The organism is Streptomyces cinerochromogenes, assembly GCF_014648635.1.
In the GTDB taxonomy this organism is placed as follows: Bacteria; Actinomycetota; Actinomycetes; order Streptomycetales; family Streptomycetaceae; genus Streptomyces; species Streptomyces cinerochromogenes.
Window position 1 is genome coordinate 84,502 of the sequence record NZ_BMRM01000022.1, and the last position, 15,369, is coordinate 99,870.

17 protein-coding genes are annotated in these 15,369 nt (G+C 74.9%); 9 read left to right on the forward strand and 8 right to left on the reverse strand.

The genetic code is table 11. From position 1 onward, the window contains the following. The first annotated feature begins 37 nt into the window (after positions 1-37). Positions 38-367 carry an STAS domain-containing protein gene (locus IEZ20_RS33425; protein ID WP_189305678.1) on the forward strand — a complete coding sequence of 110 codons (330 nt, stop codon included), beginning with the start codon at positions 38-40 and terminating at the stop codon, positions 365-367. Here the strand turns inward: IEZ20_RS33425 and IEZ20_RS33430 are convergent. Next, positions 364-1,131: a class I SAM-dependent methyltransferase gene (locus IEZ20_RS33430; protein ID WP_189305680.1), complete on the reverse strand. Its 768-nt coding sequence runs from the start codon at positions 1,129-1,131 to the stop codon at positions 364-366. The two genes, IEZ20_RS33425 and IEZ20_RS33430, sit on opposite strands and share 4 nt — an antisense overlap. A 5-nt stretch (positions 1,132-1,136) precedes the next feature. After that, on the reverse strand, positions 1,137-1,442 hold the full coding sequence (locus IEZ20_RS33435) for a 4a-hydroxytetrahydrobiopterin dehydratase (RefSeq protein WP_189305682.1): 306 nt from the start codon (positions 1,440-1,442) through the stop codon (positions 1,137-1,139). An 86-nt stretch (positions 1,443-1,528) separates the two neighbouring features. Between IEZ20_RS33435 and IEZ20_RS33440 the strand changes: the two genes are divergently transcribed. The 3 genes from IEZ20_RS33440 (at position 1,529) to narJ (ending at position 3,901) form a co-directional block, all read left to right on the forward strand. After that, positions 1,529-2,356, forward strand: coding sequence for a helix-turn-helix domain-containing protein (locus IEZ20_RS33440; RefSeq protein ID WP_189305684.1), 828 nt, complete (start codon positions 1,529-1,531; stop codon positions 2,354-2,356). A 97-nt stretch (positions 2,357-2,453) separates the two neighbouring features. Then, complete coding sequence (locus IEZ20_RS33445) at positions 2,454-3,317, forward strand: Sco1979 family transcriptional regulator (protein WP_189305686.1); 864 nt, start codon at positions 2,454-2,456, stop codon at positions 3,315-3,317. Positions 3,318-3,433: 116 nt separating this feature from the next. After that, positions 3,434-3,901, forward strand: coding sequence for a nitrate reductase molybdenum cofactor assembly chaperone (gene narJ, locus IEZ20_RS33450; RefSeq protein WP_189305689.1), 468 nt, complete (start codon positions 3,434-3,436; stop codon positions 3,899-3,901). A 63-nt stretch (positions 3,902-3,964) separates the two neighbouring features. On the opposite strand, the gene IEZ20_RS33455 is transcribed toward narJ, so the two are convergent. The 3 genes from IEZ20_RS33455 to IEZ20_RS33465 all read right to left on the reverse strand — a co-directional run bounded on the left by IEZ20_RS33455 (position 3,965) and on the right by IEZ20_RS33465 (position 7,256). Next, positions 3,965-4,390 carry an OsmC family protein gene (locus tag IEZ20_RS33455; protein WP_189305691.1) on the reverse strand — a complete coding sequence of 142 codons (426 nt, stop codon included), beginning with the start codon at positions 4,388-4,390 and terminating at the stop codon, positions 3,965-3,967. Positions 4,391-4,582: 192 nt separating this feature from the next. After that, positions 4,583-6,679: a phage holin family protein gene (locus IEZ20_RS33460; protein ID WP_189305694.1), complete on the reverse strand. Its 2,097-nt coding sequence runs from the start codon at positions 6,677-6,679 to the stop codon at positions 4,583-4,585. Between the two features lie 145 nt (positions 6,680-6,824). Beyond that, entirely contained in the window at positions 6,825-7,256 is a 432-nt protein-coding gene (locus tag IEZ20_RS33465; RefSeq protein ID WP_189305696.1) for a hypothetical protein, read from the reverse strand. A gap of 84 nt (positions 7,257-7,340) precedes the next feature. Here IEZ20_RS33465 and IEZ20_RS33470 point away from each other — a divergent pair, with 84 nt between their 5' ends. After that, the gene (locus IEZ20_RS33470; protein WP_189305826.1) at positions 7,341-8,114 is read left to right on the forward strand and encodes an MBL fold metallo-hydrolase; all 774 of its coding nucleotides are present in this window, start codon (positions 7,341-7,343) and stop codon (positions 8,112-8,114) included. After that, on the forward strand, positions 8,111-8,746 hold the full coding sequence (locus IEZ20_RS33475; RefSeq protein WP_189305698.1) for a DedA family protein: 636 nt from the start codon (positions 8,111-8,113) through the stop codon (positions 8,744-8,746). The genes IEZ20_RS33470 and IEZ20_RS33475 overlap by 4 nt, the downstream gene beginning before the upstream one ends. Here IEZ20_RS33475 and IEZ20_RS33480 read toward each other — a convergent pair. The 3 genes from IEZ20_RS33480 to IEZ20_RS33490 form a co-directional block, all read right to left on the reverse strand. Further along, complete coding sequence (locus IEZ20_RS33480; protein WP_189305700.1) at positions 8,729-9,853, reverse strand: MBL fold metallo-hydrolase; 1,125 nt, start codon at positions 9,851-9,853, stop codon at positions 8,729-8,731. The two genes, IEZ20_RS33475 and IEZ20_RS33480, sit on opposite strands and share 18 nt — an antisense overlap. Continuing rightward, positions 9,850-11,106: an aminotransferase class I/II-fold pyridoxal phosphate-dependent enzyme gene (locus IEZ20_RS33485; protein WP_189305702.1), complete on the reverse strand. Its 1,257-nt coding sequence runs from the start codon at positions 11,104-11,106 to the stop codon at positions 9,850-9,852. Before IEZ20_RS33485 ends, IEZ20_RS33480 begins: the two co-directional genes overlap by 4 nt. Before the next feature lie 109 nt (positions 11,107-11,215). Further along, positions 11,216-12,070 carry a hypothetical protein gene (locus tag IEZ20_RS33490; protein ID WP_189305704.1) on the reverse strand — a complete coding sequence of 285 codons (855 nt, stop codon included), beginning with the start codon at positions 12,068-12,070 and terminating at the stop codon, positions 11,216-11,218. A gap of 393 nt (positions 12,071-12,463) precedes the next feature. Here IEZ20_RS33490 and IEZ20_RS33495 point away from each other — a divergent pair, with 393 nt between their 5' ends. The 3 genes from IEZ20_RS33495 (at position 12,464) to IEZ20_RS33505 (ending at position 15,364) form a co-directional block, all read left to right on the forward strand. Then, positions 12,464-14,260, forward strand: coding sequence for a thiamine pyrophosphate-requiring protein (locus IEZ20_RS33495; RefSeq protein WP_189305706.1), 1,797 nt, complete (start codon positions 12,464-12,466; stop codon positions 14,258-14,260). 76 nt (positions 14,261-14,336) lie between these two features. Then, the gene (locus IEZ20_RS33500) at positions 14,337-14,714 is read left to right on the forward strand and encodes a DUF2795 domain-containing protein (protein ID WP_189305708.1); all 378 of its coding nucleotides are present in this window, start codon (positions 14,337-14,339) and stop codon (positions 14,712-14,714) included. Continuing rightward, entirely contained in the window at positions 14,711-15,364 is a 654-nt protein-coding gene (locus IEZ20_RS33505) for a diguanylate cyclase (RefSeq protein WP_189305710.1), read from the forward strand. The genes IEZ20_RS33500 and IEZ20_RS33505 overlap by 4 nt, the downstream gene beginning before the upstream one ends. The last annotated feature ends 5 nt before the right edge of the window (positions 15,365-15,369 follow it).

Below are 15,369 nucleotides of genomic sequence, written 5' to 3' on the forward strand. Positions count from 1 at the left end.
CCTACCGGGTTCCCCGCGGCCCCGGTTCGCTGGGATCATGTCCGAGACCCACGAGCCGTCCGGGCCGGCCCTGCCCGCCGGCCCCACCGTGCTCCCGCTGCCCGGAGAGATCGATCTGCTGACCGCGCCCGCCCTGGCGGAACGGCTCGACGCGCTCACCGCCCGCCCGCGCCCCGACCTCGTCCTGGATCTCAGACCGACCGAGTTCATCGACTGCACCGGCCTGAGTGTGCTGTGCCGGGCCCGCGACCGCGTCCTGGCCCGCCGGGGCCGGCTGCGGCTGGTGACGGACAGCGCCCGCTTCCTGCGGATGCTCCGCGCGACGGGCCTGTGGGGCACCTTCGAGGTACAGCCGCAGCTGCCCTAGCCGCCGGCGGGAGCGTCCGTCGGTCCCGGTCTGCGGAAGGCCCGCAGGCTGAAGCGCGGGTCGGGGCGGGGGCGGTCCTGGTCGGGGAGTGCGGCCAGCCGCGCGGCGAACTCCTCGGTGCGCGGCTCACCCGGCGGCAGCTGGGTGAACCAGCCGCGGCGCAGGTCGGCGATGGTGCTGCGGGGGCTGCGGCCCTGTCCGGTGCCGCGGAAGGAGCCTTGGCCGGCGGGGCGGAGCCCCACGCGGACGGCGTGCGCGGTGACGGTGTCCGCGGCGTCGACGGCGGGGCGGCGCGGGCGGGCCGCGAGGACGGTGTCGATGTCGCTGCCGACGTTGTGCGCGGCGGCCTTGTCGACCGTGGTGACGTACACCCCGCCGGGCCGCAGCACCCGGGCGCACTCGGCGATCGCCGCGCGCAGGTCCTCGGGGTCGTCCAGCAGGTGCAGCAGCCAGATGCTGGTGACCGCGTCGAAGGTGCCGTCGGGGAAGGGCAGCCGGCGGCTGTCGGCCCGGACGACCGCGCCGGGCAGCCGGGCCGAGGCCCTGCGGACCATGGCCGGGGTGAGGTCCACGCCGGTCACCCGCAGCCCGGGGCGCGCGGCGGCGATCCGCCGGGTGACGATGCCGGTGCCGCAGGCGACGTCGAGGAGGCGGCCGGACGTGCCGGCCATCAGGCCGAGGACGGCCCGTGCGGCCTCGTGGGCGCGGGCCTCGCCGCCGCGCAGGGTGTCGTAGTGGCCGGCTTCTTTCTCGTAGTCGAGCACATCGCTCAGTGTGCCCCGTGGCCTGGTGCGATGTCCTCCACCCTGCGGGCGAGGGAGAAGTCCTTCCCGGTGACGGCGCCGCCCGCGCTGTGGGTGTTCACGCTGAGGGAGACGGTGTGGTAGCCGAGGGTGAGGTCGGAGTGGTGGTCCAGCTCGTCCTGGATGCCGGCGATGTGCACGACCAGCGCCGCCGCCGCGAAGTGCGAGCCGAGCCGGTAGGAGCGGGTGAGGCGGTCGCCGTCCAGGGACCAGCCGGGCAGTTCGGCCAGCCGGTCCTCGATCTCCTTCTGCGACAGCGGTTCGACGGCCATGGCCGGGCTCCCTTCGGTGCTGTCCCCGTGCGGGGAAGGCGGACATGGGTTCAGCCTGCCACGCCGGCGGTACTAGGGTCGGCGGTATGCCTCTCGCCGTGTCCGGTCCCTCCGCCTCCGCCGCCGTCACCGGCAAGGGTGTCGGCCCGCTGCTGCGCGCCTGGCGGGAGCGGCGCCGGATCTCCCAGCTGGAGCTGGCGCTGCGCGCCGACTCCTCCGCGCGGCACATCAGTTTCGTCGAGACCGGCCGGTCCCGGCCGAGCGAGGAGATGGTGCTGCGGCTCGCCGAGCAGCTGGAGGTGCCGGTGCGCGAGCGCAACGCCCTGCTGCTCGCGGCCGGTTACGCCCCGCGCTATCCGGAGACCCCGCTGGACGATCCGGCGCTGGACGCGCTGCGCGACGGCATGGAGCGGCTCATCCGGGGCTACGAGCCCTACCCCGCGCTGGTGGTCGACGCCGGGTACACGGTCGTCGCCGCGAACCGGGGCATCGCCATGCTGCTGGAGGGCGTGCCGGAGCACCTGCTGGCCCCGGCGCCGAACGCGATGCGGCTGACCCTGCACCCGGAGGGGCTGGCACCGCGCATCCGGAATCTGCGGGAGTGGCGCGGGCACCTGCTGGCCCAGATGGAGCGGGAGATCGCCCTGCACCGCTCGGACCGGCTCCGCGCGCTGTACGAGGAGGTGGCGGCCTACCCGGTGGCCCAGGAGCCGCCCGGCGGCGAACCGGCCGAGCCGGTACCGTACTTCGCGCTGCCGCTGCGCATCGAGCACGCCGGCCGGGTGCTGTCGTTCGTGTCCTCCATCTCCACGTTCAACACGCCGATGGACGTCACGGTCGCGGAACTCGCCATCGAGACGTTCCTGCCGGCGGACCCGGCGACCGCGAAGTACCTGCACACTCTGGTGGGTTGACCGGAACCGGGGCGGTCGGTCGCCTCGGGCACGTGTGCGAGACGGCGAGCCGTGACAGACTGCTGCCCGCGGATCGGCGCGTAGGGGAGGGCGTGGCGTGAGTGAGCGGCGGGCTGCGCCCACCGTGGGGCAGGTGGTGCTCGGCAAGCGGTTGCAGGAGCTGCGGGAGGCAGCGGGGCTCAGCCGCGACGAGGCCGCCCGGGTCCTCAGGGTGGCGTCGGCGACCGTACGGCGGATGGAGATGGCCGAGGTCGCGCTGAAGATCCCCTACGTGCAGGTGCTGCTGGGTACCTACGGGGTGCCCGAGGAGGAGGCCGACGCGTTCGTGCGGCTGGCCGAGGAGGCGAACCAGCCGGGCTGGTGGCAGCGGTTCCACGACGTGCTGCCGGACTGGTTCAGCCTGTACGTCAGCCTGGAGGGCGCCGCCCGGATCATCCGCTCCTACGAGCCGCACTTCGTGCCCGGCCTGCTCCAGACCGAGGAGTACGCGCGGGCGGTGCTGGAGGCCGGGACGATCGGGCAGAGTTCGCCGGAGACGGTGGAGCGGCATGTGTCGCTGCGCATGGAGCGGCAGCGGCTGCTGGAGCGGGACGATCCGCCCCACCTGTGGGTGATCATGGACGAGACGGTGCTCCGGCGCCCGGTGAGCATGCGCCCGGAGGTGCTGCGGGACCAGCTGGACCGGCTGCTGGAGTACGCCGTACGGGACCGGGTCACGCTGCAGATAGCCGAGTTCGCGGCGGGCCCGCACCCGGGGACGTACGCGCCGTTCACGCTGTTCCGGTTCGCCGAGCCGGAGCTGCCGGACATGGTGTTCACCGAGTACCTGACCGGCGCGCTCTACCTGGACGCGCGCCGGGAGGTGGCCGCGCACCTGGAGGTGCTGGACCACATGACGGCCCGGGCCGCGTCCGCCCGGCGCACGCTGCAACTGCTGCGGGAGCACCGCGAGCGGCTCTGAGCCCCGGGTGACCCGTACGGGTCTGCGGACGGGTGCGTTCCCGGGGCCGCCCCTAGCTTCTGAGTACGGGGTGCCCCGGAAAGGCGGCGGACGTCCGACGACGCGAAGGAGGCCTGATGCCCTCGGACGCGGTGCTCTACCAGGCGGCGGCCCTCTGCCTGACCTATCCGGACGACGACCTGATCGCCCGGCTGCCGCTGCTGCGCGAGGCCGCCCCGCAGCTGCGGGCGTTCACCGACCACGCGGCCCTCACCCCGCGGCGGGAACTGGCCGCGCACTATGTGCGGGTCTTCGGCCTCGCGGACCGGCACGGCCTCTACCTCAGCCGATGGCCCGACGGTGACGCCCGGCGCCGCGGGACGTCCCTGGTCCGCTTCCGGGAGGAGTACCGCCGGCACGGCCTGGAGTGCGGCGGCGGGGAACTGCCCGACTTCCTGCCGGCCGTGCTGGAGTTCACCGCGCGGACCGGCGACACCGGCCTGCTCACCGAGTACCGCGACGGCCTGGAACGGCTGCGGGTGCGGCTGACCGACTACGGCACGCCGTACGCCGGTGTGCTGGACGCGGTGTGCGCCACCCTCTGAGTGCCCCGGGAGCGCGCGGTGCCGCGCCCCTGGGCAGGGCGCGGCACCCGGGCCGTGAGGGCCTCAGGCCAGCTCGGCCGTCAGCGTGATCGTCGTACCGGTCAGTGCCTGGCTGACCGGGCAGTTCTTCTTGGCGTCCTCGGCGGCCGAACGGAAGCCGTCCTCGTCCAGACCGGGCACCTCGCCGCGCACGGTGAGGTGGATGCCGGTGATGCCCTCGCCCGGCTGGAAGGTGACGTCGGCCTTGGTCTCCAGCCGGGTGGGCGGGGTGCCGGCGCCGGCCAGGCCGTGCGAGAGGGCCATGGAGAAGCAGCTGGAGTGGGCGGCGGCGATCAGCTCCTCGGGGCTGGTCTTGCCGTTCGCCTGCTCGGCGCGCGAGGGCCACGACACCGGCTGCTGGCCGATGCCGGAGGAGTCGAAGGTGACGACTCCGTTGCCTTCGAGCAGGTTGCCTTCCCAGACGGTGTGCGCGGTGCGCGTGGTTGCCACGATGCTTCCTTTCGCGAGTGTCGCGGTTCCGGGGTTCCCGGATCCCCCTATCCGATCACATCCGGGCTCTTCGCACTCCGAAGACCGGCCCACGCGGCGTGAACGGCGGGTGACGTCCCCGGGAAGTCCTCGGCCAGGCCGCCGAGGACGTCGCCGGTACCCTTGCCGCGCGGGTACCCGGGGGCCGGACCATCAGGCGGCCCGCTCCTCCTCCACGTCCCGCACGAGAGGTACCTGGGGGCCCGACAACTCGCCCAGCCAGCGGCGCAGTACGCGGTGGACGTGCTCGGCACCGGCCGGTTCCCCGCCGTCCGCCGTCGGGGCGGACAGATCGCGCGGGGAGAGCAGGAACGGGCGGGACTGGGCGCCGCCGAGGCCGCCGTGGGAGCCGATCTGCTCCTCGAAGGCGAGGACCTCGCCGTCCACGGGGTCGTAGGCCGAGTTGACCATGATGTCGGCGGTGTGCGGGAAGGAGTGGGTGCGGCGGACCGCGTCGGCGGCGCCGGGGCCGAAGGGGGCCAGCGGTCCGGGCTCGTCGTCCAGCTCGGCCAGCGGGATCTCGGCACCGTGGGCGCCCAGGACCAGCCCGCCGTGCTCCTCGCTGCGCACCAGCAGGAAGCCGATGCCGGGGTGGTTGGCGAGGGTGGGGAGCAGGGCGGGGTGGCGGGCGTCGATCTCCTCCTTGGTCATGCGGTGCGGGACGTCCGGGAAGGAGACCAGGCCGAGGTTGCCGGAGGCCAGCACGATCGGCTCCGAGCGGCGGGCGGGCCGGTGCTGCTCGGCCCTGTCCTCCACCGGCCGGCGCAGGGCGGCACGGACGGCGGTGCGGGCCTCGGCGCCGCTGTGCGTCCGCTCCGCCCGGCGCGGGACGGGCAGTCCGCAGCCGGCCCGGACGAGGTCGCCGAGGGTGAGGCCGTAGCGGGAGCGGAAGGTTTCGCCGGGACTCTGTCCGTGGTCGGAGAGGACGACGATCCGGTAGGGGCGCGGGGCGTGTTCGGCGACGCGTTCGAGGAGGGCGAGGGACCGGTCGAGGCGCTGGAGCACCTTCTCGGCGTCCCGGCTGTGCGGACCGGAGTGGTGGGCGACCTCGTCGTAGGCGACCAGGTCGGCGTAGACGGAGGTGCGGCCTGCGAGCATGTCGCCCATGACCGCGGCGACCACGACGTCCCGTTCGACGACGGTGGCGAAGGCGCGGACGAACGGATAGAGGCCGCCCCGGGAGACGCGCGGACGCTGCCCGCGCAGGCGGGCGCGGGTGGACTGGCCGATCTCGCGGGCCACCTCGGCGACGAAGGACAGGGCGGTGCGGACGGCGTTGGCGGGGTCGGAGAAGTAGGCGAAGTAGCCGGCGCGGGAGCGGTTCTCCCGGCCGCGGCGGCGGGTGGCGATCGACAGCACGAGGGCCTGCTCGCCGGCCCCGCCGCTGAAGAGGTTGCCGCGGCTGGCGCCGTCGACGGTGAGCAGGCCGCCGTCGCCGGTGTGCCGTACGGCCCGGCGCTGCAGCTCGGCGGCGCTCGTCGGCCGGTTGCAGACCATCACCTCGCCGCGGTCCTTCTCGTACCAGCGGAAGGCGGGCACGTCGAAGGTACTGCCGTGCAGGATGCCGAGCTGGCTGGCCCCGGTCTGGCTGGACCAGTCGGTGCGCCACGGGGTGAGGCGGTGGGAGGAGCGGCCGCCGTCCGCCGTCGGCCGGCCGCCGCCGGGGGTCAGCCAGCCGGCCACCGTCGGCATCAGGCCCTTGCGGACGGCGTCCGCGAGGACGTCGTGGCCGACGCCGTCGAGCTGGACGCAGACCAGGCCCGGGGCGGTGGGGCAGGGCGGATGGGCGCGGCGGCTGCGGGTGGCGAGGCGGTGCAGCCGGCGGCGGTAGGCCTCGTCGTCGCGCACGGCGAGGGCACCGCCGGTGGCGGAGGCGACGGCGGACATCGCCGCGGCCACGATGACGGCGGTCTCCGGGGCGACCACGCCGCGGCCGGAGGGGTTGACGCGCAGGGCGAGCAGCAGCAGCGAGCCGTTGAGGAAGAAGACCAGCAGGCCGAGGACGAACGCGGGGACGAGCAGCAGCAGTCGGACCAGGACCGGCCAGGCCACGGCCGACAGGATGCCGAAGGCGCCGGCGCCGCAGGCCGCGGTGACGGCGATCCGGGTGGTGCTGTCACCGTCGGCGGACTGGAGCTGGAAGTCGGGCAGCAGCGCGGCGAGGACCAGCATGGTGACCGTGGAGACCGCCCATACGGCGACGCTCCGCCCGACCTGACTGGCGATCCGCCGCCACCGCACCCCTCGCACGCCCCGTACACCTCGTGTCCCGGCCCTCCCCCACCCCCGTGGGCGGGCGGGCCCCGTCTCGCTTCGCCGGCCCGGTCGGGCCGTGCTCCACCTTGTCACACGGGGTGCCGCCCGTCCGGGCGGGCCGTCAGGGGCTTCTCCCGGGTCACCGTCCGTCGTAGCCGGCCGTGGGCATCGACAGCCGCCGGTGCACCCGTGCCTTCATCTGCGCGTCGTACGCCGGCTCGGCCCGTCCCACCGTCTCCACCCGCACCCCCCGGCGCGCGCACTCGGCGGTGAACTCCTCCACCGACGACAGGGCCCGGCGCAGCACCCGGAGGCTGGGCGCGACGAACACGTCCACCCCGGGCCGCACCCCGTCCCAGAGCGCGCAGTGGTCGAAACGCAGACCGCCGACGAGAAGTTCCCGGGCGACCACGTAGCCGCGCTCGGCGGCCCAGCGGGCGCACATGGCGTGCTGGCTGCGCGAGTCCACGAGGAAGGGGTCGGCCTCCAGCTCCTCCAGAGGCGTCAGGCTCGCGATGGCGGTGACCCGCACCGTCGTGAGCGCGCCGAAGGCACCCCGCAGCTGTCCCATGGCGTCCCCCTCACCTCCGGGTTTCGCCGCCGACCCTACTCCTGCCCGTAGGCTTCGGGGAGTCGCGTGAAGGAGGCGAAGAGGGTGCCGGTGGAGATCACCTGGTGGGGTCACGCCACCTGTGCGCTGGAGGATGCGAACACCCGGGTGGTCACCGATCCCCTGTTCGCCCGCCGGCTGGCTCATCTGCGCCGGCGCCGGGGTGCCGTGCCGCCCGCCGAGGCCCGCCGCGCCGACGTGGTGCTCGTCTCCCACCTCCACGCCGACCATCTGCACGTGCCGTCGCTGGAGTGTTTCGCCCCGGGCACGCGCCTGCTCGTGCCCCGGGGCGCACCACGGGCGGTACCCGGTCTGCGCCGGCTGCGGCACCTGCGGATCACCGAGGTGGTACCCGGCGACGAGGTGCGGGCGGGCGGGCTGCTGGTCCGGGTGGTGCCGGCGCTGCACGACGGGCGGCGGCTGCCGGTGGGCCCGCGGCGCTCGCCCGCGCTGGGCTACGTCGTCCAGGGCGAGGCGCGCACGTACTTCGCCGGGGACACCGGGCTGTTCGACGCGATGGCGGAGCGGGTCGGGCCGGTGGACGTGGCGCTGCTGCCGGTGGGCGGCTGGGGGCCGTATCTCGGGGAGGGGCATCTGGACGCGGGGCGGGCGGCGCGGGCACTGGCCCGGCTGGCGCCGCGGGTCGCGGTGCCGGTGCACTACGGGACGTACTGGCCGATCGGCATGGACGCCGTGCGCCCGCACGAGTTCCACGCGCCGGGTGAGGAGTTCGTGCGGCTGGCGGCGGCCGCCGCGCCCGGGGTGGCGGTGCACAGGCTGGGGCACGGGGAGAGCGTGCGGCTGGAGGTCGCGCGGTGACGTGGCTCGCGGACGCGTCGAGAGCCGTGACGCCCGACTACACCCAAGCGGCGGGCTACCCGTCGTTGTTCCTGCTGGTGCTGATCGGGGCGCTGGTGCCGGTCGTGCCGACGGGGGCGCTGGTGAGTTCGGCGGCGGTGGTGGCGTTCCATCAGACGGCGCCGCTCTCCCTGGCGTTGGTGTTCGTGGCGGCCTCGCTGGCCGCGTTCCTGGGGGATGCGGCGCTGTACTGGCTGGGGCGGCGCGGGATGCGGTCGAAGAACGGGTCGCGGTGGCTGGAGGCGATCCGGGCCCGGGCGCCGGAGGAGCGGCTCGCGCAGGCGCGGGGGAAGCTGGCGGAGCACGGGGTCGCCGTCCTGGTGCTGTCCCGGCTCGTCCCCGCGGGGCGGATACCGGTGATGCTGGCCTGTCTGATGGCGGAGTGGCCGTTGCGGCGGTTCTCGCGGGGGAACCTGCCCGCCTGTCTGGCCTGGGCGGCCACCTACCAGGTGATCGGGATCCTGGGGGGTTCGCTGTTCCGGGAGCCCTGGGAGGGGGTCGTGGTGGCGGTGGCGCTGACCGTTCTGCTCAGCGTGGCGCCCGGTGCGTGGCGGCGCCTTCGCGCGGGGCGCGCGTCAGTCCAGGATTCTTGAACCGCCGATCGGCAGGTCCCACAGGTCCTCTCGCTCCAGCCCCGCCTTCTCCCAGGCCGTCCGCACCCGCGTGAGCGGTTCCAGCACGGGCTCCGCCGACAGGACGAACGTGGCCCAGTGCATGGGGGCCATGCGGCGGGCACCGAGGTCCAGGGTGGCCTGCACCGCTTCCTCGGGGTCGCAGTGGACGTCGCTGAGCCACCAGCGGGGGTCGTAGGCGCCGATCGGCATGAGGGCGAGGTCGATGCCGGGGTAGCGGCGGCCGATGCGGGTGAACCAGTGGCCGTAACCGGTGTCGCCGGCGAAGTAGACGCGCTGTCCGTCGGGCGCGGTGAGGACCCAGCCGCCCCAGAGGCTGTGGCAGGTGTCGGTGAGGGTGCGCTTGGACCAGTGGTGGGCGGGGACGAAGTCGAAGCGGACCCCGGAGAGTTCCGCGCCCTCCCACCAGTCCAGCTCGGTGACGACGGTGAACCGGCGGCGGCGGAACCAGCGGCCGAGTCCGGCGGGGGCGAACACGGGGGTGTCGCGCGGGAGCCGGCGCAGGGTGGGGGCGTCCAGGTGGTCGTAGTGGTTGTGGCTGATGACGACGGCGTCGACGCGGGACAGGGTCTCCCAGGGCACGCCCACCGGGGTGATGCGGGCCGGGGTGCCGAGGATGCGGCGGGACCAGACGGGGTCGGTGAGCACGGTCAGCCCTCCGACCTGGACGATCCAGCTGGCGTGTCCGGCCCAGGTGACGGCGAGGGTGCGGGTGTCGGTCCGGGGCGGCGGGGCCGGTGCGTACGGCAGGCGGGGGATGTCGGCGAGGCCGTCGGCGCCGGGGCGCACGGCGCCTTCGCGGGCGAAGCGGGCGAGGGCCTTCAGGCCGGGCAGCGGGGCGGTGAGCCGGTCGTGGAACGTGCGGGGCCAGACCCGGTGTTCGCCCAGCGGGCGGGGCTCGGCCAGGGGTGGGGACGGGGGCGCGAGGGGGGTCGGTGCGCCGGGTTCGGCGGCTCTCGTGCTCGTCGTGGCCGTGGCCGTCGTAGCCGTGGCCGCCGTGGTCGTTGCCGTTGAGGTCGTCGTTGTGGTCGTCGTGGCCGGGCCGGGCTCATGCGTCTGCTGCGTCATCGAGGGGACTCCCATCGCTGAGCGTCGCGGAGATCGTCGAAGGCCGACCTCAAGGAGGTCAACGCGCGTTGCACGTGGGGCAGTTCCAACGGGGCGGGTGACGTGAGGCATTCGGTGCGGTCCTCGTCCGTGCCGCCCAGCAGCGGCCCGGTGGCGAGCCGTACGCGCAGCGCGCCGAGGTCGTCGCCGAAGCGGTGGCCGCCGGGCGCGGGCATGCCGAGCCGGGCGGTGAGCAGGTCCTCCAGTTCCTGTGCGTCGCCGACCCCCTGGGCGGCGAGCGGTTCGCGCAGCGGGGCGAGGTCGGCGTACAGATGGCGGCCGGCCTGCGGGGGCCGGGCCAGCGCGCCGGCGGCGACGACCGCGGTGTGCGCGGCGGCGGCCACGCGCGCGTGCAGCCGTACGGTGGCCTCGCGGCGTTCGGTGACGGGCGGCGGTTCGTCGAGGGCGTAGCCGGCGGCCGCGGCAACCGGGGCGGCGATCCGGGCGCCGAGGGCGGTGAGGATGTCGAGCACGCGCGCGTGGAGGTGCCGTCCGGCACCGGTGAGCGGGAAGCGGGCGACGGCGGCGGGCCAGCCGGGCGGCAGCAGGGCGCCGGCCAGGTCGGTGACGACGGTGACCTGCTCGGGCCACATCTCGGCGGGGCTGAGCAGCACGGTCTCGCGCGGGGCGTGCACGGTGTCGCGCCAGGTCTCGTCGCTGACCAGGTGCAGACCCTCGGCGGTGGCGGCCTCCACGGTCTCGTGCAGCAGTTCGGGCGGGGCGACGGTGGCGGTGGGGTCGTCGGCGACGGACAGCACCAGCAGCCGCGGGTCGCCGCCCTCGGCGCGGACCCGGCGCACCGTCTCCAGCAGCGCGTACGGGTCGGGGACGCCGCCGCTCTCGGCCGGGGTCGGCACGTGGTAGGCGGGCCGGCCGAGCACCCGGGCGTACGGCGCCCACCAGGCGGCGCAGGGCCGGGGCACGAGGATGTCCGCGCCGTCGCCGGCGAGCGCGGCGGTCAGGGCGAGCAGCAGGGCGGGGGCGCCGGGGCCGGCGGCCACCTGGTCGGGGACCGTGGGCAGTCCGCGCCGGGTCCAGTAGCCGCAGGCGGCCTCCAGCAGGGCGGGGGCGCCGCCGACGGGCTGGGCGTCGGCACGGCTCGCGGCGGAGGCCAGTACGGCGGAGAGTTCCGGGAGCACGGGCAGGCCGTCGGCGGGGAGGGGCGGGCCGTAGCGGACGGGGCCGTGGTCCTCCCCGGGGTCCGTCCGCCGCATGTCCGCCTCCGCGCAGTCCGTGTGTCTTCCCGTGATCTCCGGGCGGTGCTCTCGGGAACCTGTCTACCCCCCGGACGGCCCTCCATGGGCGGTGCCGGAGTTGCCCAGGTCACACGCTGGGGGGTTCGCCGCTCAGGAAGCGCCGGCGGCCGTGCACCCGGTAGACGGCGCCCGCGCAGGCGGCGGCGAGGCAGGCGGCGCCGGCGGCGAGCGCCGGCACCGAGTCGTTGAAGGTGCCGCCCTGTCCCGCGTCCACGCCTCGCTGGACGGCTGCCGATCCGTGCCCGTCCGGGCAGTCCGCCCCGCGGGGGTCCTGGCACGCGTGGTCGTCGCGTGCCCCCTGGTCGCGCCCGGTGTTCCCCCACCCGGAACCGTCCTGCGCACCCCCGTCGCGCCCGGCGCCGACCTGCCCGGAATCCTCGCGTCCGGTGCTGTCGCGCCCGCCGGCGCCCGGCCCGGTGCTCTCCCGCCCCGCACCGTCCGGCCCGACACCGTCCGGCCCGACACCGTCCGGCCCGGCGCCGACCTGACCCGTACCGTCGCGCCCGGACCCGTCCTGACCGGGACCGACCGGGCCGGCGCTCTCCCGCCCCGCCGCCGGCTCCCCCGACCCCGGCTCCCCCGACCCCGGCTCCCCCACCCCGTCGCGCACGGCCCCGAGCCGACCGGCGCCGTCCGGCCCCACGACGGCGGCCCCGGCACCGTCGGCCCCCGCACCGTCCGGTGCCGCACCGAGCGGCCCGCCCCCGCCCCCGTCGGGCACCGCCCCCTCCAGCCCGCCCTCGGAACACGGCATGCCGGCCGGTGACGTGCCGTCGGGGGTGTCCGGCACCAGCGCGGTGACGGGATCGCAGGACGCGGTGGCGGTGGGGCCACCGGGAACGGCCCGCGCGACCGGGCCGGTGACGGCGAGCACGGCACCGGCGGCGAAGGCGACGGACAGGGCGCGGGCGGTGCGGCGCATGGGAGGGGCTCCTCGGCGGACTGCGGCGGACTGGGCGGACTGACGACGGGCTGCGAGGGACTGAGGGCGGGCCGGGACGGACTGCGGCGGTACGGCGGGCACCGGCGCACCGGTACGGCGGAGACGCCGTGCGGCGCCCGGGTACGGCAGGCGCGGGGGCTGGTACGGGGGCACGGGGCGTGCCCTCGCTGCCATGACAGCCCGCGCGTGGCCGTACCGCGCGCGGCCGGAGCCCATTCGCGGGACACACGGGGCCGGCCGGGTGACGGCGCCGGACGGCATCCCCACGGCACCGGGACGGCACGGGCCCGGAGGTTTTCCGTCCACCTCGCAGGTGACTCGGTATCCGCTGACCGGACCGTCCGCTTCATACTGCACCGGGGAGGTCTCTCCATGAGCACCAAGGTCGCCGACCACATCCTGGAACGCTTGCGCGCGTGGGGCGTGGAACAGGTCTTCGGCTATCCGGGCGACGGCATCAACGGGCTGCTCGCCGCCTGGGGCCGCGCCGAGGACCAGCCGCGGTTCATCCAGTCCCGGCACGAGGAGATGTCCGCCTTCCAGGCCGTCGGGTACGCGAAGTTCAGCGGGCGCATCGGGGTGTGCGCGGCGACCTCGGGGCCCGGTGCCATCCACCTGCTCAACGGTCTGTACGACGCGAAGCTGGACCACGTGCCGGTGCTGGCGATCGTCGGCCAGACCAACCGGACCGCGATGGGCGGCTCCTACCAGCAGGAGGTCGACCTCCACACGCTGTACAAGGACGTCGCCTCGGAGTTCGTGGAGACGGTGACGGTGCCCGAGCAACTGCCGAACGTGCTGGACCGGGCGATCCGCACGGCGTACGCCCGGCGCTGCCCGACCGCCCTGATCATCCCGGGCGACGTGCAGGAGCTGGACTACTCCCCGCCGACGCACGAGTTCAAGATGGTGCCCTCCAGCCTGGGCATGAGCGAGTACTCCATGACCCCGACGGACGAGGCGCTGCGCCGGGCGGCGGACGTGCTGAACGCGGGCGACAAGGTGGCCGTCCTGGTCGGCCAGGGCGCCGCCGGTGCGGTCGCGGAGGTGCGGGAGATCGCCGAGCTGCTCGGCGCGGGGGTGGCGAAGGCGCTGCTCGGCAAGGACGTGCTGAGCGACGAGCTGCCGTACGTGACGGGGCCGATCGGGCTGCTGGGCAGCCGGCCGTCGTACGAGATGATGCGGGACTGCGACACGCTGCTGACGATCGGCTCGTCGTTCCCGTACACGCAGTTCATGCCGGACTTCGGCAAGGCGCGCGGCGTGCAGATCGACATCGACCCGCACATGATCGGCATGCGCTACCCGTACGAGGTGAACCTGGTCGGTGACGCCCGGTCGACGCTGCGCCGGCTGATCCCGCTGCTGAAGACGGACCGCGGCGGACGCGAGTGGTACGACACGGTGTGCGCGAACGTGAAGCGCTGGCACGAGACGATGGAGCGGCGGGCCGCTCTGACGGCCGATCCGATCAACCCGGAGTACGTGGCCCGGGCGCTGGACCCGCTCCTGCCGGACAACGCGATCCTCACCTCCGACTCGGGTTCGGTCGCCAACTGGTACGCCCGGCACATCACGATGCGGCCGGGCATGCGCGGCTCGCTGTCCGGGACGCTGGCGACGATGGGGCCGGGGGTGCCGTACGCGATCGGGGCGAAGTTCGCCCACCCCGACCGGCCGGTGTTCGCGCTGGTCGGGGACGGGGCGATGCAGATGAACGGCCTGGCGGAGATGATCACGGCCGCGAAGTACCAGGACCGCTGGTCGGATCCGCGGCTCGTGGTCGCCGTGTGGAACAACCACGACCTGAACCAGGTGACGTGGGAGATGCGCGCGATGGAGGGAGCCCCCTCCTTCCTGCCGTCGCAGTCGATCCCGGACGTGCAGTACGCGGCGTTCGCCCGGTCGCTCGGGCTGACCGGCATCCGGGTGGAGAAGCCGGAGGACGTGGAGTCGGGCTGGCGGGCCGCGCTGGAGGCGGACGGCCCGGTGGTCATCGAGTTCCTCACCGACCCCGCCGTACCGCCGATCCCGCCGCACGCCACCTGGGAGCAGATGGAGGCGACGGCCGCGTCGATCCTGAAGGGGGACGCCGACCGTGGTTCGGTGATCAAGCAGGGGCTGAAGGCGAAGGTGCAGGAGTTCCTGCCCGGCCGGCAGAAGCAGTAGCCGTGCGGCACGGACCCCGTGTCGGACGCGCGGCACCGGGTACGCGGTGCGGACCTTCGACCCTCTGGAGGGAGATATGCAGCGAGGCAGCGACCGGCTGAGCGTCCATCGGGACGACGAGATGAAGCACGAACTGAAGGGACTGCTCCGGTCCGGCCATCCCACGCGTGTCGAGGAGTGGCACGACCCGGAGCCGGCCGCGGACGACGACCCGGAGGTCTGGAGCGGCCCGGTGGGCGGCCTGGGTTCTCCGGCGGCGCTGGAGCGGACCCGGCTGGAGCTGGCCCGGCACCTGAGCCGGCACGACTTCCCCGCGAAGGCGGGCGAGCTGGCCCGGGCGCTGCGCCGCGGCAACGCGCCGGGCGGACTGGTCGACGCGGTGGCCGGGCTCCGGCACGGGCACCGGTACGAGAACGTGCAGCAGCTGGCCGAGGCGCTGGTGGGCGGCGCATGAGCCGGGATCAGGCGGCGGAGATCGCGCGGGGCGCCACGGTCGACGTGGGGGACGTCACCACGCGGTTTCTGCTCTACGGGCTGCTGCCCGGCTGGTTCCTGCCGGGGCTCGCGGACTGGGCGATGCACCGGCGCACCCGGATCGAGGACACGACGGGGACGAAGGAGTCCCTGATCCACTCACTGATGATGGCCGAGGTGGGCCTGCCCATCGCGCTCACCCTGCGCTACGAGGTCAACCCGCTGCTGCTGTCGGTGCAGCTGGGCGCGGCGGCGGTGCACGAGGCGACGGCGCTGTGGGACGTGCGGACGGCCGTCGACAGCGACCGTGAGGTCAGGCCGGTCGAGCAGCACATCCACAGCTTCCTGGAGTCGCTGCCGTTCGGCGGGCTGGCCTCGCTGATGTGCCTGCACGCCGATCAGGTGCGGTCGCTGCTCGCCGGCGGGCGCGGGGATCCGGACGCCTGGCGTCTGGTGCCGCGCCGGCGCCCGCTGTCGGCGGGCTACCTGGCGGGCATCGGTCTCGCGATCGGCGTGTGCGTGCTGCTGCCGTACGGCGAGGAGCTGGTGCGCTGCCGGCGGGCGGCCCGCGCCCGGAAGCGGCGCGCCCGGGTCCACCGGGCGGTGCTGAGGAAAGTGAAAGGGAACTGAGAATC